Source organism: Cereibacter azotoformans, assembly GCF_021391315.1.
In the GTDB taxonomy this organism is placed as follows: domain Bacteria; phylum Pseudomonadota; class Alphaproteobacteria; order Rhodobacterales; family Rhodobacteraceae; genus Cereibacter_A; species Cereibacter_A azotoformans.
On sequence record NZ_CP090022.1, the window covers coordinates 421,481 to 445,000 of the forward strand.

Here is a 23,520-nt window from a genome sequence, read left to right on the forward strand (position 1 = left end):
TGTTATGCAACAGCGTTGTAGAAAGCGATCCAGTCGCCGATGGCGCGGGCCGCGTGCTGGAGGCTCTCGAAGCGCTGGCGGTGGACGCACTGCTCCTTCAGGGACCGGATCACGCGCTCGACCATGCCGTTCTGCTGGGGCAGTGCGGGGTGATGAACTCCTGCTTCAGGCCGTAGCTGCGCACCAGGGCCTTGTACTTGCGGCTGGTGAAGAGTGAGCCATGGTGCCGCCACTGGTCCGTGGCCCATGGCGAACGCCGTTGTCGGACCTCAGCAGGAACTCGCGGGTCACCCGGCCAAGCGTCCCGAACCGGTTGATGAGCGCGTGCTCCAGCGCGCTCGCGGCCGTGGAGGCCTTGCCCGAGCGCGACAGGTGCCAGCCGAGAAGCTCGCGGGTGTGGCAGTCGATCACCAGGGCGAGCGTGGCCCAGCCGTCGCGCCCGGCCCAGACCCGGCACATGTCGGTCGACCGGCGCTCGTTGGGAGCTGTCGCCACCGAGGGCACCGCCTCGATCCTGGGTCGCATTCCGACCAAGCGCTTGCGGACCTGCCAGCCCTTGATCTGGAAGACCCGCTGCACCGTGTTCTTGTTGAAGCCCAGAAGCCAGGCCACGGTGCGGCAGCCGAAGGAAGGCTCCTTCTCGATCAAGGCCTTGATCGGCTCGGCAAAGTGCGGATCCACCTTAGGCGCGGCCTTGGTCGGCTTGCAATCAGCTGCTTCTCGTATTGCTCGCGGGATGTCGAGCGGGTTGGCGCGGAGCGCATGTTCCATCCCCGCTTGGCATCCTCGACCCATCCCTCGATCTCGGACGGCGAGAGATCATAGGACCGGCTGGCCTCGGCCACCGTCGTCTTCCCCTGGATGATCTCCACCACGAGCGCATTTCCGGGGCTTACGCGGCGCCACTGGCGCCACGGCCCCCTTCAACTGCGCTTCGCCGTCCACCGCTTGATCGGGTCGTCCATCGTCACACTCATTGCCACCTTACTCCTTGTAGCATGAGCAGATTTTCCCTGGGTCAATACAATCGCGGCGAACGTGCCGGACGCGAGCCTCTTCCGCTCCGCCCGCCAGTTGTTCGCGGGGGCAAGCGTCCACCGGAAGCTTGCCTGATCCCGCTCACTCGGGCTGACACCGAGAGCGCATTGCAGCGGCGGCAAGGACCGCCAGACCGGGATCAGCAAGCAGGGCCACGGATACATCCGGCGTCTCCTCGTCTCCGGTGCCAGCGCCGTGCTGCGGTTCACGCGCCAGGGCGATCCGGGCAAGGCGTGGCTCTTGCAGCTCAAGGAGCGCAAGCGCCCGAAGGTCGTCACCGTCGCCCAGGGCCCGGCGCGCCATGTAGTAGTGCACGGCAGGGCAGAAGGCGGAGAGGCCGCTTCCTGCGCTGCGCCGCGATCAGATCGCGGCGCGGCGAAAGACCGCAGTCCGCCCTTCACCGTCGGTCATCCGGGGCGCAGCGCGAAGCTTGGCACCGTCGCAGAGGGCGGAAGCGGACTGCTGGCTCTGCGGCATCGCATCCACGGCATTCTGAAATACCGGCCGCTCGCGCCGATGAAGCGAACGAGCCCGAAACGGATCATTTGTGCCGCCAGTTCCCGCACCTCCACGAAACCTCCACGGAACCTCCGCGGTTCGTCGACGCCGGCATGTCATCGGGCGCAGCAGAACCGATCCGTGGATATTCCGACATGACATGCCTGCTTGTTCCAAGGCTGCTTCTGATCTGCTGCCTTGCTGCGGCGCCAACCCTCGCTTCCGCCGTCGAGGCCACGGCCGGGGCGGAGTTGGCTGGCGACCGGCCGGTCCAGCTGACGCTCGTCACGCTGGCGCCTGAACGGATCGTGCTGTCCGACACGTTCGCGGGGCGCGTCGCGGCGTGGCGAAGGGTGGAGATCCGGCCGCAGGTGGGCGGGATCATCCTGGAGCGGCCGGTGACCGAGGGGATGCGGGTCGCGGCCGGAGACGTGCTGTTCCGCATCGACCCCGCGCCGCTGAAGGCCGATCTAGCGACCGCCGGGGCGGGGCTTGCCCGCGCCAAGGCCGCGGAGGCCCATGCACGGCGCGGTCTGGAACGGTCGGACGCGCTCATGGCGAAGAGCGCAACCAGCGGCGAGAAGAACGACGCCGCCCGCAACGATCTGGCGCAGGCGCAGGCGAACCGCGCCGAAGCGCAGGCCATCGTCGATCGCCGGCGGCTGGATCTGGAGTTTGCCACCCTTCGCACCCCCATCGCGGGCCATGTCGCGAGCGGACTGGCCGATGTCGGGGGGCTGGCGGCGCCGGGCGCCGAGCGGGCGCTGGCGGTGGTGCAGGATCTTGACCGGGTGCATGTCGATCTCCGTCTGCCCGCGGCCTCGCTCGACGCCATCCGGACCGCCGCCGCGGCGGGGCTGGGCGAGGTCGAGATCCTGATGGACGGAGACCGGACCCATGGACGGCAGGGACAGCTGAAAGCCATGGACGTGAACGTCGATCCGGGCACCGGCACCGTTTCGGTCCGGGTCGAGGTCGAGAACCCCGGCCTTGTCTTGCTGCCCGGCATGTATGTCCGCGCCCGGCTGCCGCGCGGCGTGCTGCCCGAGGCGCTGCTTGTCCCCGAGGACGCGGTGCTGCGCGACGAGGCCGGCCAGGCGCAGGTCGTGGTCGTATCCGGCGATGGCCGGGCGGTGCGGCGCCCCGTGATGCTGGGCGACGCCATCGGCGGGCGCGTGGTGGTCGCCTCCGGGCTGCGGCCCGGCGAGACGATCGCCATCCGCGGGCAGGACCGCGTGGCCCATGGCGTGCCGGTTCCCGAGGCGACCATGGCCGCCGATGCAGCCCCCGCCTCTGTGAAAAACTGAAGCCCGAGCCGATCCCATGCCGCGTTTCTTCATCGACCGCCCGATCTTTGCCGTGGTCATTGCGATCTTCATCGCGCTGGCCGGGCTTGTCGCCATTCCGCAGCTTCCGGTGGCGCGCTTCCCCGACATCGCGCCCCCCAGCATCAGCATCTTCGCCACCTATGCCGGCGCGGATGCCCAGACCGTTGCCGACAGCGTCGTCCGCCCGATCGAGAAGGAAGTCTCGAGCGTCCGGAACGTGCTCTATGTCGAATCGACCGTGGATGCGACCGGTGGCGCGAATGTCTTTGTGACCTTCAAGCCCGGCACCGATCCCGAGATGGCGCAGGTCGATGTCCAGAACCGGCTGAAGAATGCCGAGGCCCTGCTGCCCGAGCCGGTGCGCCGCGCGGGTATCGGCGTCGAGGCGGCCGAGTCCGGTTTCCTGATGGTGATCACGCTGAAATCGCGCGAGGGCGCGACCGACGAATTGAGCCTTGGCGAATATCTGTCGCGCAACCTCGCCGAAGAGCTCAAGCGCATTCCCGGCGTGGGGCGGGTGCAGCCCTTCGGGTCCGATCGCGCGATGCGGGTCTGGGTCGATCCGGCGAAGCTCGCGGCCTACGGGCTCACCATGGCCGACGTGACCGAGGCGATCACGCGCGACAACGCGCCCACGACGCCGGGCCGTGTCGGCGACGAGCCGACGGTGCCCGGCACGCGCCTGTCGACGCCGCTGATCCTGCGCGGCCAGCTGACGACGCCCGAGGCCTTCGCCTCCATTCCGCTGCGCGCAGAGGCCGACGGGTCGCGGCTCGTGCTGGGCGACGTGGCGCGGGTGGAGTCGGGCGCGCAGACGCTGGCCTTCAGCGTCAGCAGCAACGGCAAGCCCGCCGCCGCCGCCGCGATCCAGATGTCGCCCGGCGCCAATGCCGTGCGCACCGCCGCCGCCATCGAGGCGCGGCTGGCCGAGCTGCGCCCCGCGCTGCCCGGCGACATGGAGCTCACGATCTCCTACAACACGGCGCCCTTCGTGAAGGTGTCGATCTCCAAGGTGATCAGCACCCTGATCGAGGCCATGGTGCTGGTCTTCCTCGTGATGCTGCTGTTCCTGCAGAACCTGCGCTGCACGCTGATCCCGACCCTGGTGGCGCCGATCGCGCTTCTCGGCACCTTCGCCATCATGGCCGTCGCGGGCTATTCGATCAACGTGCTGACCATGTTCGGCATGGTGCTCGCCATCGGCATCATCGTCGACGATGCCATCGTCGTGGTCGAGAATGTGGAGCGGATCATGACCCGGCAGGGCCTGTCGGCCCGCGCCGCCACCCGGCAGGCCATGCAGGAGATCTCGGGCGCCATCGTGGGCATCACGCTGGTGCTCGCGGCCGTCTTCATCCCGATGGGGCTGGCGGGCGGATCGGTGGGCGCGATCTACCGGCAGTTCACCCTGTCAATGGCGGTCTCGATCCTGCTGTCGGCCTTCCTCGCGCTGACGCTGACGCCCGCGCTCTGCGCCACACTCCTGAGGCCCGGAACGGGTCACGCCACGCGGGGCTTCTTCGGCGGGTTCAACCGTCGGTTCGAGGCGCTGAGCGCGCGTTACACCGGCTGGGTCGGCTGGGGGCTGCGCCGCGGCGGGCGGATGCTGGTATTCTATGCCGCCCTTCTGACGGTGCTGGTGGTGGGCTACCAGCGCCTGCCGACCGCCTTCGTGCCCGACGAGGATCAGGGCAACTTCATGGCCGCCATCGAACTCCCTGCCGGGGCCACGGCCGAGCGCACGCGCGCGATTGTCGCCGCCTACGAGGCCTATACCGCCACCCGGCCCGACATCGTCGAGAACACGGTGATCCTCGGCTTCGGCTTCTCGGGCTCGGGCCCCAACGCCGCGCAGGCCTTCACCAGCCTCAAGGACTGGAGCGAGCGCAGCTCGACCGTCAACGACGAGATCGCCGCGGCCGAGGCGGCGATGGCCGATGTCCCCGAAGGCACCGTCATGATCCTGAAGTCGCCCGCGATCGAGTCCCTCGGCACGACCTCGGGCTTCTCGCTGCGGCTGGAAGACCGCGCGAACGCCGGCCCCGCCGCATTGAAGGCGGCCGAGGACCGGCTGATCGCGCTGGCCGCGGAAAGCCCGTTGCTCAGCGACGTGATGTCGGAGGGGCTGCCCGACGGCCCCAGCATCGAATTGCAGCTCGACCGGCCGAAGGCGCAGGCGCTTGGCCTGTCCTTCGCCGCCATCAACGACACGATCTCGACCGCCGTCGGCTCGGGCTATGTGAACGACTTTCCAAATGGGGGGCGGCTGCAACAGGTCATCGTGCAGGCCGACGCACCCAACCGAATGCACGTCGAGGATGTGCTGCGCCTTGAAGTGCGCAACTCCGAGGGCGGCATGGTGCCGCTGTCCGAGGTGGTGACGCCGGTCTGGACCACCGCGCCCCTGCAGCTGGAGCGTTACAACGGCTATCCCGCCGCCCGCATCTCGGGTTCGGCCGCGCCGGGCGCGTCGAGCGGCGCCGCGATGGCCGAGATGGAGCGGCTGGCGCAGGCGTTGCCGCAGGGCTTCGCGCTGGAATGGACGGGACAGTCCCTGCAGGAGAAGCAGTCGGCAGGTCAGGCGCCGATGCTGCTCGCGGCCTCGATGCTGGTGGTGTTCCTCGTGCTGGCCGCACTTTACGAAAGCTGGTCGATCCCGCTCGCGGTCCTGCTGGTGGTGCCGCTGGGCGTGCTGGGCGCAGTGCTGGCGGTGCTGGCGCGCGGCGGCGAGAACGACGTGTTCTTCAAGGTGGGCCTCGTCACCATCATCGGGCTCTCGGCCAAGAATGCGATCCTGATGATCGAGTTCGCCCGCCACCTGCGCAGCCAGGGCGTAGGGCCGCACCGCGCGATCCTGCGCGCCGCGCGCCTGCGGTTGCGGCCGATCCTGATGACCTCGCTCGCCTTCATCCTCGGCGTGGTGCCGCTGATGCTGGCGCGCGGCGCCGGGTCCGAGATCCAGAACGCCATCGGCACCGGCGTCTTCGGCGGCATGGTCTCGGCCACCGTGCTGGCGATCTTCTTCATCCCCGTGCTCTATGTGACGGTCAGCCGGTTCGGCCGGGGCGCTTCCGCAATCCCCGGCCTGACTGCCAATCCCGTCCGGACCCTGAAGCCATGACCAACGCCCTGATCCTGATCGTCGAAGACGAACCCGAGATCGCCGAGATCCTCGAGACCTACTTCGCCCGCGAAGGGTTCCGCGTGATCTGCGCGGGCGACGGGCCCACGGGCCTTGCCCATCACCAGCGGCTGCGGCCCGATCTGGTGGTGCTCGATATCAAGCTTCCGGGCGTCGATGGCTACGAGGTGCTGGCGGCGATCCGGCGCCGGGGCGAGACGCCGGTGATCATGGTGACCGCGCTGGCCGAGGATCTGGACAAGCTGCAGGCGCTGCGCATCGGCGCGGACGATTATGTGGTCAAGCCCTTCAATCCGCTGGAGGTGGTGGCCCGCGCGCGGGCCGTGCTGCGCCGCACTCTCGGGCGGGGGCCCGAGACCCTGCTCCGCCTCGGGCCGCTTACGGTCGATCCGCAGGCCCACCGCGCGGTGATCGAGACGGGCCGGGGTCCGGTCACGCTGGATCTGACGCCGACCGAGTTCCGCATCCTGGCGCATATGGCCGCGGCGCCGGGGCGCGCGTTCGCGCGCGCGGATCTCGTCGACGCCTGCCTGCCCGAAGGCGAGGCGCTCGACCGCACCGTGGACAGTCACGTCAGCAACCTGCGCCGCAAGCTGGCCGCGGCAGGGGTCGAGGGGCTTTTGACCGGCGTGCGCGGCGTGGGCTACCGTCTGGAGGCGTGCGATGTCCGGTAAGCGCGGCGGCAACCTCAACTCCCGCATCACCCTCGCGATGGTCGGCCTGACGCTCACGGCCTTTGCGGTCGTCTACGTCGGGATGATGGCCTATTTCTTCGTCATCTATGAATGGCTCTATCCCGATGCCGCCACTGACGAAAGCTGGCGGCTGGGCGATACGGTGATGGTCGGGCTCGTGCTGGGCGTCGGGCTGCTCACGGCCTCGCTCATCGGCTGGCGGCTGGCGCGCCGGATCATCGCGCCGCTCAAGACGGTCGCCGCCGCGGCACGCCGGATCGCCACCGGCGACTTCTCGGCGCGGGCCGATCTGCCCCCCGGCAGCTTCGGCGAGGCGCGGGATCTGGTCACCGACTTCAACCGCATGGCCGAGCGCCTGCAACAGGCCGAGGCCGAGCTTGCCTATTCCAATTCGGCCATCGCGCATGAATTGCGCACGCCGCTGACCATCCTGCGCGGGCGGTTGCAGGGGCTGCTCGACGGCGTGTTCGAGCCCGGCCCACAGTTCTACCGGCGGCTGATCGCACATGTCGACGACCTGTCCGGCATCGTCGAGGAACTGCGCACGCTCGCGCTGAGCAACGCGGGCCAGCTGGATCTGGCCTTCACACCGGTCGATCTGGCTGACGAGGCCGCGGCCGCGCTGACCGCGCTGGAAGCCGAACTGGCCGCGGCGGGCATCGCGGTGACGCGCAACCTCGACCCCGCCGCCACCCTTGCCGACCGGGCGCGGCTGAGGCAGGCCTTCGTCGCGGTGCTGGAAAACGCCTGCCGCTACGCGCCGCGCACGCCGGTTCAGGTACAGACCGGCATCGACGGCACAGATGTGGTCTTTCGCTGCACCGACGGCGGTCCCGGCCTTTCCGAGGACGGCCGGGCCCGCGCCTTCGACCGGTTCTGGCGCGCCGACGAGTCGCGCGGGCGCAGCCTTGGCGGCTCGGGGCTGGGCCTGCCCATCGTGCGCGCCATCGCCCGCGCCCATGGCGGCGAGGCGCGGATCCTGACCTCCGACACGCCCGGCCTTGCGGTCGAGATCCGCCTGCCGCGCCACCGATCCCCCGTTTCCGGCTGAGACCCGCATGACCACTGTTCACGACGACCCCGAAGGCTACGACGACCTCGCGGCACGTCATGTATCGCTGCGCCGGGTGCTGGCGCTGTTCGCCCCCTATCGAATCCGGATAGCCGGGGTGGCCGCACTGATGATCCTGGCCTCGGCCATCGGGCTGGCCGGTCCCTTCCTGCTGCGCGCGATCATCGACGAGGCGCTGCCGCAGCACAACCTGACGCTGCTGCTCAGGCTGGTGGCGGGGATGGTTGCGGTGGCACTGGCCGCCGCCGCGGTGGGGGCGCTGCAGGTGGTGCTGACCTCGCGCATTGGGCAGGCGATCCTGCACGACCTGCGGGTCAGGCTCTACGCCCATCTGCAAAGCCTGTCGCTGGGCTTTTTCGCCGGCACCCGGACCGGCGAGGTGCAGTCGCGCATCGCAGGCGACATCTCGGGGTTGCAATCGCTGATGACCGAGACCGCCAGCGACCTCGGCCGCGCGCTGAGCGCCGTGGCGATGACCGCCGTCGCCATCGTGATCCTTGACTGGCGGCTGGCACTGTTCGTGTTGCTGATCGTTCCCGGGACGGTGCTGATCAGCCATCGCGTCGCCCACCTGCGCGAGACGCTGACCTGGCAGCGGCAGGCCCGGGCCGCCGACCTGTCGGCGGTGGTGCAGGAAACCCTGTCGGTCCCGGGTGTCATCCTGGCCCGCACCATGGGGCGCGGTCCGCACCTGACGCAGCGGTTCACCCGCATCTCGGGCGATCTGGCGCGGCTCGAGGTGCGCTCGCACACGGCCGGCGAGTGGCAGTGGATGCTGATCGGCTTCGCGCTGGCGGTTCTGCCCGCGCTGACGCTGCTTGCGGGCGGGTTGCTCATGCGCACCGACGATCCGGCCAGCATCGGCACGCTGGTCGCGATGATCGCCCTGCAGGAACAACTTCTGTGGCCATTCGAGCAACTGCTTGAGATCGGCCGCGACATGCGCAAGGCCCGTGCGCTTTTCGCCCGCATCTTCGAATATCTCGACAGGCCGGTCGAAATCACCGAGCGCGCGGATCCGGTCATCCTGCCGCGCGCCGGGATGCGGGGCGAGGTCCAGCTCGATCGCGTGCGCTTCGCCTATGCCCCAAGCGGCCGCCCCGCCGTCCATGACGTCAGCCTGACCATCCCTGCGGGCAGCCACATAGCCATCGTGGGGCCCACGGGCTCGGGCAAGACGACGCTCGGCTATCTTCTTGCGCGGCTCTATGACGTCGACGGCGGAGCGATCCGCTTCGACGGCGTGGACCTGCGCGACCTGAGCTTCGACACGCTGGCGCAGATGCTGGGGGTGGTGTCGCAGGAGCCGTATCTTCTCCATGCCTCGGTGGCCGAGAACCTGCGCTTTGCCAGGCCCGAGGCGTCCGAAGCCGACCTGATCGCCGCCGCACGGGTAGCCCAGATTCACGATCATGTGGTGGCGCTCCCCGATGGCTACGACACTCTGGTGGGCGAGGGCGGCCATCGTTTCTCGGGCGGCGAGAAGCAGCGGCTGGCGCTGGCCCGGACCATCCTGCGCGATCCGCCGATCCTGCTGCTCGACGAGGCGACGAGCGCCCTCGACACCCGCACCGAACGCGCCATGTCGCTGGCGCTGGACGAGTTGTCGAAGGGACGGACCACGATCACGATCGCGCATCGTCTCTCGACGATCCGGGGTGCCGACCGGATCATCGTGATGCAGGCCGGACACCTGGTCGAGCAAGGCACGCACGACGAACTGGTCGACCGGGCCGGGCTCTACGCGAGCCTTCAGCGCGCGGGGTGAACCACCTCGGGCGCGATACCCAACACAAGGTCGTTCGGGAAGTGCCGCGATCGAAGGTCCCAAGTCCATGCTTTCAAATCATTTTTACGCCCCTCTTATTCCCGCCCCCTGAACTTCACATGGCGGCTTTACGCCCATCAAGCGCAGATACCCAAAACGAAACGGTATCTGGAGGTTTGATACATGGGCTTCGATCTCGTGCTCGGCGGCATCGTTGCCGCAGCGCTCCTTGTCTACCTGCTGGCCGTGCTCCTGCGGCCGGAACGGTTCTGAGGGCGTGGCATGGCACAACGCCACAACACATCGATCTTTTCCGCCGAACTCGTCTGGCAAGCGATCCGGGACAGCGTCACCAAGCTCGACCCGCGCCAGCTGATCCGCAACCCGGTGATGTTCACCACGGCGAGTGTCGCACTGCTTGCGACGGTTCTGCTGGTGCGTTCGATCATCTCGGGCGGCGACATTGTATTCGAGGCGCAGATCGTCTTCTGGCTCTGGCTGACGGTGCTGTTCGGCAATTTCGCCGAAGCACTGGCCGAGGGCCGCGGCAAGGCGCAGGCGGCCTCGCTCCGGTCCACCAAGGCCGAACTGAAGGGCAAGCGGGTCAAGGGCGATACCGTCAAGATCGTTCCGGCCAGCGAGCTGCGCGCAGGCGACATCGTGCTGGTCGAGACAGGCGATCAGATCCCGGCTGATGGCGAGGTCGTGGAGGGCGTGGCATCCGTCAACGAAGCGGCGATCACCGGGGAATCCGCACCTGTCATCCGCGAGTCGGGCGGTGACCGTTCCGCCGTCACGGCAGGCACGCGGGTCATTTCCGACTGGATCAAGGTCAGGGTGACCGCGGAGCCTGGCGAGGGGTTCCTCGACCGGATGATCAGCCTTGTCGAGGGCGCGAGCCGCGCGAAGACGCCGAACGAGGTGGCGCTGACGGTGCTGCTGACCGGCCTGACGCTGATCTTCCTGATCGCGGTCGGCACGCTGCCCGCTTTCGCCGCATACGCGGGCGGGTCGATTTCGGTGCCGATCCTCGTGGCGCTGTTCGTGGCGCTGATCCCGACGACCATTTCGGCGCTGCTGTCTGCGATCGGCATCGCAGGCATGGACCGGCTGATCCGCTTCAACGTCCTGGCCAAGTCGGGCCGCGCGGTCGAGGCGGCTGGCGACATTGACACCCTGCTTCTGGACAAGACCGGAACGATTACGCTCGGCGACCGGCAGGCGACCGATTTCCTGCCGCTGTCGGGCGTGCGCGAAGGTGAACTGGTCGAGGCGGCGCGCCTGTCCTCGCTGGGGGATGAGACCCCTGAAGGCCGCTCCATCGTCGAGCTGGCGGGGGCTGGCGAAACTGCACCTGCGGGTGCGGAAATGGTGTTCTTCACCGCGCAGACGCGCGTCAGCGGAATCGACATCGGGGACCGGAAAATCCGCAAGGGCGCGGTCGACGCGATCCTGAAGCTGCATGATTTCGACCCCGGTGCCGTCAGACAAATCCGCACCCTCACCGAAAAGATCGCGCGCGCCGGGGGCACACCGCTGGCCGTGGCGGACGGCACCCGGCTTCTCGGGGCCATCGCGCTGAAGGACATCGTCAAGGCGGGCATCAAGGACCGCTTTGCCGAGTTGCGCCGGATGGGCATCCGGACGGTGATGATCACCGGGGACAACCCGCTGACGGCTGCGGCCATCGCGGCGGAATCCGGTGTCGACGACTTCCTCGCCGAGGCGACTCCGGAGGACAAGCTTGCCTTGATCCGCAAGGAGCAATCCGGCGGCAAGCTGGTCGCCATGTGCGGCGACGGGACGAACGACGCGCCCGCTCTGGCGCAATCCGATGTCGGCGTCGCCATGAACACCGGCACCCAGGCCGCACGCGAGGCCGGCAACATGGTCGACCTCGACAACAACCCCACCAAGCTCATCGAGATCGTGGGGATCGGCAAGCAGCTGCTGATGACACGGGGCGCGCTGACCACCTTCTCGATCTCGAACGACGTGGCCAAGTATTTCGCCATCCTGCCGGCGATCTTCGTGGCGCTCTATCCGGGCCTCGACGCGCTGAACGTCATGGGGCTGTCGAGCCCGCAAAGCGCGATCCTGTCGGCGATCATCTTCAACGCCGTCATCATCCCGCTGCTGGTCCCACTGGCTCTGCGCGGGGTGACCTACCGCCCGCAAAGTGCTGCGCGCCAGCTTGTCCGCAACCTCGGCATCTACGGCATCGGCGGCCTGATTGTCCCCTTCGTCGGCATCAAGCTGATCGACGTGGTCGTATCCGGCCTCGGCCTCGCGTGAAGGGAGACGCACATGATCATTCTTACCTATGCACTCGGGATTGCGATCTTCGCCGCGCTGATCGGCGTCGTGATCCGGCTTTTCGAGGACTGAGCAGATGGAACACGTCTTTATCGTTGCCCTGATCATCGGCGGAACGGCGCTCCTGTCGCTGCCGCTGGGGGCCTGGATGAAACTGGCCATGGACCCGGGCTCGGACCGGATGACACGCTGGACCAGCCTCTTCGGGCGGACCTGTGGCACCACCGAGGAGCAGGGCTGGAAGCGCTACCTGGTCACGATGCTGATCTTCAATGCCATCATGTTCACAGTGACCTTCGCGATCCTCGCGCTGCAGCAATACCTGCCGCTGAACCCGGACGGCATGGGACCACACGACCCGACGCTGGTTTTCAACACGGCAGCGTCCTTCACCACCAACACGAACCTGCAGCACTATTCGGGCGAAGCTTCGATGAGCTACCTCAGCCAGCTTGCAGGGCTGATGTGGTTGCAGTTCGTCTCGGCCGCCACGGGCATCGCGGCGCTGGCCGCACTGGCGCGAGGGATCGCGGGGCGCGAGAGCGTGGGCAACTTCATGATCGACGTGCAGCGGGCGAGCTTTCTTGTGCTGCTGCCGCTGGCACTGATCGTCGCGATGCTGATGGTGCTGATGGGCATGCCGATGACGCTGCAAGGCTCTGCGGTGGCCACGACGCTGGAAGGTGCCACGCAGACCATCGCGCGGGGCCCGGTCGCGGCGTTCCTGACCATCAAGCAGTTGGGCACCAATGGCGGCGGCTTCTTCGGCCCCAATGCCACGCATCCGCTGGAGAACCCCAGCTTCTGGACCAACGGGCTGGCGATGATCGCGATCCTGCTGATCCCGATGGCCTGCGTCTGGATGTTCGGCGGCATCCTTGGCCGGATGAAACACGCCACCGTCATCTTTGCCGTGATGGCGCTGTTCATCCTGGTCAAGATCACGGGTTCGGTGACCTTTGAATCCGCGCCGACCCCGGCCTTCGCCGAACTGCCCGTGGCCACGGACACCGGCAACCTCGAAGGCAAGGAGCTTCGCTTCGGCGCCACCGGCGGGCCGCTCTGGGCGGTGCTGACCACCTCCACCTCGAACGGGTCGGTGGGTGCGATGCACGACAGCCTCAACCCGCTGACCGGCCTGATGCCCATGGCGGGCATGTGGCTGAACGCGACCTTCGGCGGCGTCGGCGTGGGGATGATCAACATGTTCCTCTACATCATCGTCGCGGTTTTCGTCGCGGGCATGATGGTCGGGCGCACGCCGGAATACCTCGGCCACAGAGTCGAGGCCAAGGAGGTGCGGCTGGCCATTCTGGCGCTGTTCTCTCACGCGGTCCTGATCCTTGGGCCCACGGCACTGTTCGCCGCGACATCGCTGGGCCAGGCCACTGTTCAGGACCCGGGCGCGCACGGCTTTTCCGAGATCCTCTACGAGTTCACGTCGGCTGCGGCCAACAACGGCTCGGGCTTCGAAGGCCTGGGCGACGGAACCTGGGCCTGGAACATCGCCACCGGCATCGTGATGCTGCTGGGCCGTTACCTGCCGATCATCCTGCCGCTCGCCATCGTGGGCAGCCTGATGGCCAAGCGCCGAGCGGCGGAGAGTGCCGGCACCCTCGGGGTCGAGGATGCGACATTCGGCACGATGCTTGGCCTGACAGTCGTCATCTTCGGCGCACTCACCTTCCTTCCGGCGGCGGCCCTTGGCCCGCTTGCCGAACACTTCTCGCTGCCCTGACCGGCGCTGAAAGGAGACAGACCCATGAATGACATCATCTCGGGGCTTCGTGTCACGGCCGCCACCATTGCTATTTGCGTCGCAGGCTATACCACGGTCATCCTCGGCTTCGCGCAGGCGGTGACACCGGCCACCGCCAACGGGTCCTTGATCACGCAAGCCGATGGCAGCGTGATCGGCAGCCGCCTGATCGCACAGGGCTTCACCTCGCCGGAATACGTCTGGCCGCGCCCATCGGCGGTGGACTACGATGCCGCGGGTGCGGGCGGATCGAACCTGTCGCCCGCCAATCCCGAACTGGCGGAACGCGCGCTGGCGCTGATCGCGGCCCATGGTCGGGACGGCGCCCCGATCCCTGCCGATCTGGTGACCGCCTCGGGCGCGGGGCTTGACCCCCATATCTCGCTCGAGGGTGCGCTGTTTCAGGTGGATCGCGTGGCGGAGGCGCGCAGGGTCGAGCCTGCAGCCGTCCGGGCGATCATCGACCGGATGGCGCATCGGCCCGGGGGGGTCTTCACCCCAGCGCCCATCGTCAACGTCCTGGAACTGAACCTCGAACTCGATGCGGAATTGGTAAGTCCCGCCAGCACAGAGTAAACCAGCGCCATGACAGATGACGCCCGCCCCTCGCCCGATGCCCTGCTGCGCGAAGCGCAGCGCGAGGGGCGTGGCACCCTCAAGATCTTTCTCGGCGCCGCCCCCGGTGTCGGGAAAACCTACGAGATGCTTCTCGAAGGTGCGGAAAAGCTTCAGGCTGACGCGGATCTGGTCATCGGCATCGTCGAGACCCACGGCCGAAGAGAAACCGAGGCGCTGGTCTCGCCCCTGCCGGTGATCCCTCGCAAGTCCATTGATTACAAGGGCCAGACCCTGACCGAGATGGACCTCGACGCCGTTCTGGAGCGCCATCCGCAGATTGTCCTGGTCGACGAACTGGCCCACACCAACGCGCCCGGCAGCCGCCACCCCAAGCGCTGGCAGGATATCGAGGAGCTTTTGGCTGCGGGCATCGACGTGATGACCACGGTCAACATCCAGCACGTCGAGAGCCTGAACGACGTCGTCGGCAGCTTCACGCATGTCCGGGTGCGGGAGACCGTGCCCGACAAGGTGTTCGAGAACGCGGAGATCGAACTGATCGACCTGCCGCCCGAAGACCTGATCAAGCGTCTGGATGCCGGGAAGATCTATGTGCCCGATCAGGCCCGCCACGCGCTTGAACACTTCTTTTCCAAGGGCAACCTGTTGGCGCTGCGCGAACTCGCCCTGCGCCATGCCGCGCAATACGTCGATGCGCGCATTCAGCAACACAAGAGCGTCACCGGCAAGGAGAACGGCTACGCCGGTGGGCAGCGCATCCTTGTCGCGATCTCGGAAGCGGCCGGTGGCGGGCAGGTCGTGCGGGCCGCCAAAAGGCTCGCCGATGCCCTGAAGGCGCCGCTCATCGCGCTCTACGTCGAGACGCCGAGGGCCGAGCGGTTCAGCGACGCGGAGAAGACCCAGCTTGCCCGCAACCTGTCACTCGCGGCTTCTCTTGGCGCCACCTTGCAATCCGTACCGGCCACCTCGGTTCAGGAGGCCATGCTGGCCCAGTGCAAGGAGCTGCGCGCCACGCAGCTGGTCCTTGGCAGATCGCGGGGCAAGGGCGGCTGGTTCGGGCGGCGCGATGGCATCGTTCAGGACATCCTCGACGGGACGACCGGCATCGCCATCCATGTCATCCCCTTTCAGGACACACCACGCGGGCGAGACTGGCGGCGGCTGTGGCCCCGCGGCAGTTGGACCGGGGACGTGGTGGCAATCGGGGCGGTTGGGGCATTGACGCTTGCCGCATTTCTTGCACAGGGCTGGATCAGCCGCGGCCCGATCGATCTTCTCTACCTGCTGCCTGTCATCTTCAGCGCCAGCTTCTACGGCTTCCGTGCCGGATTGGTCGCTGCCATCGCAGCAGGCATCGCCTACAACTTCTTCTTCCTTCCCCCGTTCTACACGTTCATCATTTACGGCCCGGTGAACATCATCACGGCGGTGCTGCTCGTGGTGGTTGCGATCATTACCGGACAGCTGGCGGCGCGCGCACGGGCTGCCGCCGCCCTTGCCATGCGCAGCGCCCGCGAGAACGCCGGTCTCGCCCGTTTCGCCACGCGCCTCGGCGCCGCGAGCACCACCGAAGAGACGGCACAGCTCATAAGAGATGAGCTTCGGTCGTTGCTGGCGGTGCAGACCATCGTGCTCCATCGCTCCGGGGACAGCGTCGAGATCAGCGCGTTCGGGCAGACGAAACCGAAACTGAGCCCCATAGATCAAGCGGCGGCCGAGTGGGTGATGGAGCACGGTGAGGACGCCGGTTTGGGAACGAACACCCTCACGGCCAGCGAATGGCAGTTCCGTCCCCTCAAGACGTCCCTCGGAACGCTCGCTGTCCTCGGGTTTCGCGGTCCTCCCGGTCGCGACCCCATTCCAACCGAGCGCGCGGCTCTGGCCGAAAGTCTGATCGACCAGGCCGCACTGGCGCACGAGCGCCTGAAGCTGGAAACCGACATGCGCGACATGGAGGTGGTGCGCCAGCGCGATAGCTTGCGCGCGGCGCTGCTCGCCTCGCTCAGCCACGACCTGCGCACACCGCTCACGGCCGTGACCGCGGCGGCCGAGGCGCTCTCGGCGACAGGTGACGAGGCCGAGCTGGTCGAGACGGTCCGCAGCGAGGCGCGCAGGCTGAACCGGTTTCTGTCCGATCTGCTGGACCTGACGCGGATCGAGGAAGGCGCCGTCACGCCCGATCTTGTGCCTACCGATCTGACCGACGTGATCGCTTCTGCGGTCGGCGACCTGGCCAAGACGCTGGCGGGACGAAAGGTGCAGACATCGATCGACCCGAACCTGCCTCTCGTGCGGGCCGACGCGGTTCTGTTGAACCACGCGCTCCTGAACCTCGTCGACAATGCGGCCAAGTATTCGCCGCAGGAGGAACCGATCGAGATCATCGCGCGGATGGGGCGGCGCGGCCCGGTGATCGACGTGCTCGATGGCGGCCCCGGCATTCCCCAAGGCAGCGAACAGCGCATTTTCGACCGCTTCGCCCGCGGCGAGACGTCGGATCGCACCGGCGGATCGGGGCTCGGCCTTGCCATCGTCAAGGGCTTCGCGGAAGCGATGGGCTTCACGGTCGAGGCCGCGCGGCGCCAGGGCGGCGGATCACGCTTCACGATCCGCATCCCGCATGATGCAACGGTCCACGTGTCGATGGAGGACATCGCGTGAGCGGGCACATCCTGATCGTCGACGACGAAATGCCGATCCGCCGCCTTCTTCGTGTTGCCATCGAGCGCAGCGGATATGCGACCATCGAGGCCGATTGCGGGGCTGCCGCGCTCGATGCCCTGCGCCGGTCCGTGCCGAAGCTCGTACTGTTGGATCTCGGCCTACCCGACCGCGACGGGCTGGAACTGATCGGGGCGTTCCGCGAGAAGCTTGTGCCGATCATCGTGCTGACGGCCAGAGAGGCATCGAGCGAGAAAGTCGCTGCCCTTGACCTTGGTGCCGATGACTACGTCACCAAGCCGTTCGACAGCGAGGAGCTCATGGCCCGGATACGGTCATGCCTGCGCAGGGCAGATCAGAGCCATGGGCACCTGCGCAAGCTGACGGTCGGACCCGTCACCATCGACCTCGATGCTCATGGCGCATGGATGAATGGCGCCGAGGCCAAACTCACACCGAAGGAGTTCACACTTCTGGCCGTTCTGGCCAGTCATCCGGGCAAGGTCCTGACCCATACGCACCTTCTGCGAGAAGTCTGGGGCCCGGCTCACACCGACCATGTCGAATATCTACGCGTTACCGTCCGGTCCTTGCGCAAGAAGCTCGAAGAAGACCCGTCGGCTCCGAGGCTGATCCAGAATGAGCCGGGGGTCGGGTATCGGCTGCGGGACCCAGGCGGGGCGTAGCGTGATCGGGTTCGTGGCACAGTGCATGCACCCACCTTGGCGTTGTTGAAGGGCATTTTAGGCTTCGCCCGCGGGGGTTGAGACGCTCGATTGCCGCCTTCGCGCGTACTGGACAATCTCTCGCAAAGAAGAACTTAAGGATTGGCGTCGAGCAAAGAACCTCTTCCTGAAGTTCGATAACGGACTTGATTAAACTACAAACTGCGTCCTCTCGCTCCTTGGGGCGCATGCTTCTACCTGCATTGAACTTTGCATCAATTGCTGCCTTTCGCGCGTCCAAAGCTGACGCGATAGTGGTTGCATGACGTTCAAGCAGCAACTCACCATCGTCAAGTATCTTGTCCGGTGGAACTTCTGTCATGGACGCGGGTAATCCTCCCCACTTTAACGGGGCGCGACCGTAGAATTATGCGGCCATTTTCAGCTTCATGGCGGGTGTGACCCCGCCGATGCCCATGTTGGGGCGTTCGTTGTTATAGGTCCATAGCCATTCGGTGGCGGTCCGCTGCACCTCCTCGATGGTTTCGAAGATGTAGAGGTCCAGCCATTCGTGTCAACGCCGACACAAATTTCCCCAGAAGTGCCGAAGTAAAATTCCCCACTTCGGCGGGTCCGGCAATCAGCCGGGGTCAGTGATTGGCAGCTCCATTTTTTGATTTTCGGCGGCCGCCCCCGGCGCTTGGGTGGCGGAGGCGGCGAGCTGGGCGCGTTGGCGCGGACGTAGTCGGGGATCAGCCGCACGGCGCTTTGGCGGGGAGTTCGCCGGTTCTCTTCTTGAGGGCAGCTCTTTGCCTGCCATTCCCGTCTCCCGATCAGTTCATGCAGGCGTCTCCGTCTGGTCGGACCCGGGGTATTGGCTGGGGCGCAAAATGGAATATGCCGCTGTGTTGTCTTCCCCAAAGGTTTACCGGAGGAGGACGCCGCGATGCGGATCAAGATGGGCACATCTGTGCCGAAAATGGGCACAACTGTGCACCTGGACGCTGATCAGACCGCCTATCGCAAGGCCATTGCCGACGCCCTGCATCGCGAACTGGGGCCGACGCATCAGGCCATCAAGACGGTGATGCGCTGGACCGGAGCGAGTGAACGGACGGCCAAGTATTGGCTGTCTGGCGAACGCGGACCGAGCGGGGAGCATCTGATCCGGCTCGCGCAGCATTCCGATGCGGTGTTGATCACCATTCTGGCCAAGGCCGAGCGACTGTCGGAGAAGCCGCGGCACAGATGTCCAAGCTGTCCGGAACGGCTTCTCGTGTTACAAAACCTCGTACAGGATGACCCAAAGTCCTAGGGATCATCACAGCCTTAAGTGCACCCTATGGTCAGGGTAAATCGGAGATGCGGAGAATAGGCCCATCATTCTCCGCATATCGTGCGGTGTTTTTCCTTGCGCTTGCGGAGTATTCATCCCACCATCGCCGCACCTAGCGCGGAGAATATGGTGTACATCTGGGAGCAACCAGACTGGCCGAAGCTGACCTGGCAGGATGGCAGCATCGCCGCGCCCCTGGCTGCAGTGCGTCACGACCAGGGGCGACTGATCGGCCGGATGGAGGCGCTGGGCTTCAAGCTGCGCGAGGAGGCGGTCCTGCAGACCCTGACGCAGGACGTCGTCAAGACAAGCGAGATCGAGGGCGAGCAGCTGGATGCCACTCAGGTGCGGTCATCCCTCGCCCGACGGCTTGGCATCGACATTGGCGCCCTGCCTCCGACCGATCGCAATGTGGAAGGCATCGTCGAGGTGATGCTGGACGCGACGCGGAACTATCAGGCCCCGCTTACCGCCGAGCGCTTGTTCGGCTGGCATGCAGCATTGTTCCCTACCGGGCGAAGCGGCATGACGAAGATCATCGTCGGAGACTGGCGCGACGACAGCACCGGCCCGATGCAGGTTGTGTCGGGGCCCTATGGCCGGGAGAAGGTTCACTACTCGGCCCCACCCGCACCGCGGATCGCGGCGGAGATAGAAGCCTTCCTCGCATGGTTCAACGCGCCCTTGGCCATCGATCCGGTGATCAAGGCGGCACTGGCGCATTTGTGGTTCGTGACGATCCACCCTTTCGAGGACGGCAATGGCCGCATCGCCCGCGCCATCGCTGACCTGGCGCTTGCCCGGTCGGAGGGGAGCTCGCAGCGATTCTACAGCATGTCTGCGCAGATCAGGACCGAGCGGAGCGCCTACTACGATCAGCTAGAGCGGACCCAGAAGGGTAGCACCGACATCACGGCGTGGATCCTGTGGTTCCTCAACTGCCTCGGCCGAGCCATCCACGGCGCAGATGTCGTTCTGGCGGCGGTCGTCGCCAAAGGCCAGTTCTGGGAACGCGCTGCAGCGCTGGCGCTGAACGAACGCCAGATCAAGGTACTGAACCGCTTACTCGATGGATTCGAAGGCAAGATGACCTCGTCGAAGTGGGCCATCATCGCCAAGTGCTCACAGGACACCGCGAACCGCGACATCGCGGCGCTGCTCGAGCTCGGCCTGCTGCGGAAGGGCGAAGGCGGCGGCCGTAGCACGCACTATGAGTTGGTGCTGTGACGGTCATGGCCACGATCAAGTTGCCCGTCGAAGGGGGCCTCGTAAAACGTTGACCAGGTGTTGACAAGAATCTCAAAAGCAAAAACTCGACGGTTTACATCGAGCTCTAAGCATCTGATATATTTTATTATTTTGGTTGCGGGGGCAGGATTTGAACCTGCGGCCTTCAGGTTATGAGCCTGACGAGCTACCGGGCTGCTCCACCCCGCGGCCGTTTTGCGTCGTTTGTATTTTGACGCGGTTGATTTTGATCGTTCTGGAGATTTTCGTTTCTTATCAGGTCTGGCGGCGACCTACTCTCCCACGTCTTGAGACGCAGTACCATTGGCGCGACGGCACTTAACGGCCGAGTTCGGGATGGGATCGGGTGTTTTGCTCGTGCTATGGCCACCAGACCGGAGAAGAAACGACAACATCAGGCTTATGCTTGTTCCAGGTCGTGCTGCTTCTGATCTGGGGTAGAGCTTGGCTTTTGAGCCTTGCTGTTACCGGTTCAGATCAAGCCAATCGGGCAATTAGTACCAGTCAGCTGAACGCATTGCTGCGCTTACACCTCTGGCCTATCGACGTGGTGGTCTTCCACGGCCCTCAAGGGAGACCTTGTTTTGAAGGGGGCTTCCCGCTTAGATGCCTTCAGCGGTTATCCTGTCCGAACATAGCTACCCAGCACTGCCGTTGGCACGACAACTGGTCCACCAGTGGTTCGTTCACCCCGGTCCTCTCGTACTAGGGGCAACTCTTCTCAAGTCTCCTACACCCACGGCAGATAGGGACCGAACTGTCTCACGACGTTCTAAACCCAGCTCACGTACCTCTTTAAATGGCGAACAGCCATACCCTTGGGACCTGCTCCAGCCCCAGGATGAGATGAGCCGACATCGAGGTGCCAAACGATGCCGTCGATATGGACTCTTGGGCATCATCAGCCTGTTATCCCCAGAGTACCTTTTATCCGTTGAGCGATGGCCCTTCCACTCGGGACCACCGGATCACTATGGCCGACTTTCGTCTCTGCTCGACTTGTCAGTCTTGCAGTCAGGCGGGCTTCTGCCATTGCACTCGACGACCGATTTCCGACCGGTCTGAGCCCACCATCGCGCGCCTCCGTTACTGTTTGGGAGGCGACCGCCCCAGTCAAACTACCCACCACGCAGGGTCCCGGATCCAGGTAATGGACCGCGGTTAGACATCAAGAATGCGAAGGGTGGTATCTCAAGGTTGGCTCCACGGGAACTGGCGTCCCCGTTTCGATGCCTACCACCTATCCTGCACATCACATTCCTGATGCCAGTGCGAAGCTATAGTAAAGGTTCATGGGGTCTTTCCGTCTAACCGCGGGAAGTGTGCATCTTGACACACAGTTCAATTTCGCTGAGTCCACATCAGAGACAGCGGGGAGATCGTTACGCCATTCGTGCAGGTCGGAACTTACCCGACAAGGAATTTCGCTACCTTAGGACCGTTATAGTTACGGCCGCCGTTTACTGGGGCTTCAATTCAAGGCTTGCACCTCTCCTTTTAACCTTCCAGCACCGGGCAGGCGTCAGACCCTATACGTCGCCTTGCGGCTTCGCAGAGCCCTGTGTTTTAAGTAAACAGTCGCCACCCCCTGGTTTGTGCCCCCCGCCTCTGGTTGCCCAAAGACGGGGCCTCCTTCTCGCGAACTTACGGAGGCATTTTGCCGAGTTCCTTTGATGTGGTTCTCTCAAGCGCCTTGGTATTCTCTACCAGTCCACCTGTGTCGGTTTAGGGTACGGTCTGATGGAGGGCTATTTCCAGGGACCGCTCAGCAGCCCGGCCAATCCGATAAGGCCGAACTACACCTGCGATCCGTCACATCCTCCTGGCCCAGGAATATTAACCTGGTTCCCATCGACTACGCCTTTCGGCCTCGCCTTAGGGGCCGGCTCACCCTGCTCAGATTAGCTTTAAGCAGGAACCCTTGGACTTTCGGCGACAGGGTCTCTCACCCTGTTTGTCGCTACTCATGTCAACATTCTCGCTTCCGATCTCTCCACCGGATGCCTTACGGCCCGGCTTCACAGAAAGCGCTTTGTCTGCGCATATGCGCGCGCTACCGCTTCGCTGCTTGAGCGCATTGGTGTCGCGATCATTAGAACAGACAGTGCGCTATATCACGGAACGCTCCGCTACCACGCACATTGCTGTGCATCCTGAGCTTCGGCTCGTGGCTTGAGCCCCGTTACATCTTCGCCGCAGGACAGCTTATCTAGACCAGTGAGCTGTTACGCTATCTTTAAAGGATGGCTGCTTCTAAGCCAACCTCCTGGTTGTTTTGGCCGTCCCACATGCTTTCCCACTTAGCCACGAATTGGGGGCCTTAGCTGCAGGTCAGGGTTGTTTCCCTCTTCACGACGGACGTTAGCACCCGCCGTGTGTCTCCCGGATAGTACTCTCGGGTATTCGGAGTTTGCTTAGACTCAGTAAGGCTGTGGGCCCCCATCATCCATGCAGTGCTCTACCCCCCGAGGTATTCGTCCGAGGCGCTACCTAAATAGCTTTCGCGGAGAACCAGCTATCTCCAGGTTTGATTGGCCTTTCACCCCTAGCCACAAGTCATCCAGACCCTTTTCAACGGGTGTTGGTTCGGACCTCCATCAGGTGTTACCCTGACTTCATCCTGCTCATGGCTAGATCACCTGGTTTCGGGTCTGATCCCACGAACTCGACGCCCTTTTAAGACTCGCTTTCGCTGCGCCTCCACCTACCGGCTTAAGCTTGCTCGTGAGACCAAGTCGTTGACCCATTATACAAAAGGTACGCCGTCAGGTCTCCGGTTCCGAAGAACATGGGACCCTCCGACTGCTTGTAGGCGTCCGGTTTCAGGTACTGTTTCACTCCCCTCGTCGGGGTGCTTTTCACCTTTCCCTCACGGTACTGGTTCGCTATCGGTCAGCAAGGAGTACTTAGCCTTCGGGGGTGGTCCCCCGATCTTCAGACAGGATTTCACGTGTCCCGCCCTACTTGATATGTCCTGTGGAGCTTCCTGTACGGGGCTGTCACCCTGTATCGCTGCGCTTTCCAGCGCATTCCAGTCACTCTTCGAGGATCGGCTGGTCCGCGTTCGCTCGCCACTACTAACGGAGTCTCTGTTGATTTCCTTTCCTCCGGGTACTTAGATGTTTCAGTTCCCCGGGTTCGCTTCAAAACCCCTATGTATTCAGGGTAATGATACCTGTCTTTGCCCATTGATGATCCCGCGCTTGCCACTGTCGGACGAGTCCTCAAGTAGCGAAGCGGTAGGACAACAACGAACAATCAGGTGGGTTTCCCCATTCGGACATCCATGGATCAAAGCCTATTCCCGGCTCCCCATGGCTTAACGCAGGGTATCACGTCCTTCATCGCCTCTTGCTGCCTAGGCATCCACCAAACGCCCTTTTCGCGCTTGATCTGATCCGGAAAGAGCAAGGCT

Annotated in this window: 15 protein-coding genes, 1 tRNA gene, 2 rRNA genes and 2 pseudogenes; 14 read left to right on the top strand and 6 right to left on the bottom strand. The window is 65.0% G+C overall.

From position 1 onward, the window contains the following. Window positions 1-2: 2 nt before the first annotated feature. Both LV780_RS17150 and LV780_RS17155 read right to left on the bottom strand, forming a co-directional pair. Window positions 3-125: an integrase core domain-containing protein gene (locus LV780_RS17150; RefSeq protein ID WP_205025765.1), complete on the bottom strand. Its 123-nt coding sequence runs from the start codon at window positions 123-125 to the stop codon at window positions 3-5. Between the two features lie 40 nt (window positions 126-165). Next, window positions 166-771, bottom strand: a complete 606-nt coding sequence (locus LV780_RS17155; protein ID WP_233864191.1) for a DDE-type integrase/transposase/recombinase — start codon at window positions 769-771, stop codon at window positions 166-168. 249 nt (window positions 772-1,020) lie between these two features. Here LV780_RS17155 and LV780_RS17160 point away from each other — a divergent pair. The 12 genes and pseudogenes from LV780_RS17160 to LV780_RS17215 all read left to right on the top strand — a co-directional run. Then, window positions 1,021-1,323, top strand: a pseudogene (locus LV780_RS17160) (transposase); the annotation flags it as partial. Window positions 1,324-1,691: 368 nt separating this feature from the next. Continuing rightward, window positions 1,692-2,843, top strand: a complete 1,152-nt coding sequence (locus LV780_RS17165; protein ID WP_108222677.1) for an efflux RND transporter periplasmic adaptor subunit — start codon at window positions 1,692-1,694, stop codon at window positions 2,841-2,843. Window positions 2,844-2,859: 16 nt separating this feature from the next. Next, on the top strand, window positions 2,860-5,985 hold the full coding sequence (locus tag LV780_RS17170) for a multidrug efflux RND transporter permease subunit (RefSeq protein ID WP_108222676.1): 3,126 nt from the start codon (window positions 2,860-2,862) through the stop codon (window positions 5,983-5,985). Further along, entirely contained in the window at window positions 5,982-6,680 is a 699-nt protein-coding gene (locus LV780_RS17175; protein ID WP_108222675.1) for a response regulator, read from the top strand. The genes LV780_RS17170 and LV780_RS17175 overlap by 4 nt, the downstream gene beginning before the upstream one ends. Then, window positions 6,670-7,752, top strand: a complete 1,083-nt coding sequence (locus LV780_RS17180; RefSeq protein ID WP_108222674.1) for an ATP-binding protein — start codon at window positions 6,670-6,672, stop codon at window positions 7,750-7,752. The genes LV780_RS17175 and LV780_RS17180 overlap by 11 nt, the downstream gene beginning before the upstream one ends. A gap of 7 nt (window positions 7,753-7,759) precedes the next feature. Next, window positions 7,760-9,541 (top strand): ABC transporter ATP-binding protein, encoded by a 1,782-nt coding sequence (locus LV780_RS17185; RefSeq protein ID WP_101342088.1) that lies wholly within the window; start codon window positions 7,760-7,762, stop codon window positions 9,539-9,541. Window positions 9,542-9,724: 183 nt separating this feature from the next. Continuing rightward, window positions 9,725-9,814 carry a K(+)-transporting ATPase subunit F gene (kdpF, locus tag LV780_RS17190; protein ID WP_080517485.1) on the top strand — a complete coding sequence of 30 codons (90 nt, stop codon included), beginning with the start codon at window positions 9,725-9,727 and terminating at the stop codon, window positions 9,812-9,814. A gap of 9 nt (window positions 9,815-9,823) precedes the next feature. After that, window positions 9,824-11,836, top strand: a complete 2,013-nt coding sequence (gene kdpB / locus LV780_RS17195) for a potassium-transporting ATPase subunit KdpB (protein ID WP_108222673.1) — start codon at window positions 9,824-9,826, stop codon at window positions 11,834-11,836. Between the two features lie 97 nt (window positions 11,837-11,933). Further along, the gene (gene kdpA / locus LV780_RS17200; RefSeq protein WP_117345100.1) at window positions 11,934-13,595 is read left to right on the top strand and encodes a potassium-transporting ATPase subunit KdpA; all 1,662 of its coding nucleotides are present in this window, start codon (window positions 11,934-11,936) and stop codon (window positions 13,593-13,595) included. A gap of 24 nt (window positions 13,596-13,619) precedes the next feature. Then, the gene (locus LV780_RS17205; RefSeq protein ID WP_117345099.1) at window positions 13,620-14,192 is read left to right on the top strand and encodes a potassium-transporting ATPase subunit C; all 573 of its coding nucleotides are present in this window, start codon (window positions 13,620-13,622) and stop codon (window positions 14,190-14,192) included. Window positions 14,193-14,201: 9 nt separating this feature from the next. Then, entirely contained in the window at window positions 14,202-16,856 is a 2,655-nt protein-coding gene (locus LV780_RS17210) for a sensor histidine kinase (RefSeq protein ID WP_117345098.1), read from the top strand. After that, window positions 16,853-17,542, top strand: coding sequence for a response regulator transcription factor (locus LV780_RS17215; protein ID WP_011910678.1), 690 nt, complete (start codon window positions 16,853-16,855; stop codon window positions 17,540-17,542). The genes LV780_RS17210 and LV780_RS17215 overlap by 4 nt, the downstream gene beginning before the upstream one ends. A gap of 406 nt (window positions 17,543-17,948) precedes the next feature. Here LV780_RS17215 and LV780_RS17220 read toward each other — a convergent pair. Next, window positions 17,949-18,095: pseudogene (locus tag LV780_RS17220) on the bottom strand (integrase core domain-containing protein); the annotation flags it as partial. A gap of 372 nt (window positions 18,096-18,467) precedes the next feature. Here LV780_RS17220 and LV780_RS17225 point away from each other — a divergent pair. Further along, window positions 18,468-18,836 carry a hypothetical protein gene (locus LV780_RS17225; RefSeq protein WP_108222669.1) on the top strand — a complete coding sequence of 123 codons (369 nt, stop codon included), beginning with the start codon at window positions 18,468-18,470 and terminating at the stop codon, window positions 18,834-18,836. 147 nt (window positions 18,837-18,983) lie between these two features. Beyond that, window positions 18,984-20,084 (top strand): Fic family protein, encoded by a 1,101-nt coding sequence (locus LV780_RS17230; protein WP_108222668.1) that lies wholly within the window; start codon window positions 18,984-18,986, stop codon window positions 20,082-20,084. A 133-nt stretch (window positions 20,085-20,217) separates the two neighbouring features. Here LV780_RS17230 and LV780_RS17235 read toward each other — a convergent pair. From LV780_RS17235 to LV780_RS17245, 3 genes are all read right to left on the bottom strand, one after another. After that, window positions 20,218-20,294: transfer RNA gene (locus LV780_RS17235), tRNA-Met, on the bottom strand. Window positions 20,295-20,364: 70 nt separating this feature from the next. Then, window positions 20,365-20,479: ribosomal RNA gene (gene rrf, locus LV780_RS17240) — 5S ribosomal RNA — on the bottom strand. A 99-nt stretch (window positions 20,480-20,578) separates the two neighbouring features. Next, window positions 20,579-23,499 (bottom strand): 23S ribosomal RNA (locus LV780_RS17245). Between the last annotated feature and the right edge of the window lie 21 nt (window positions 23,500-23,520).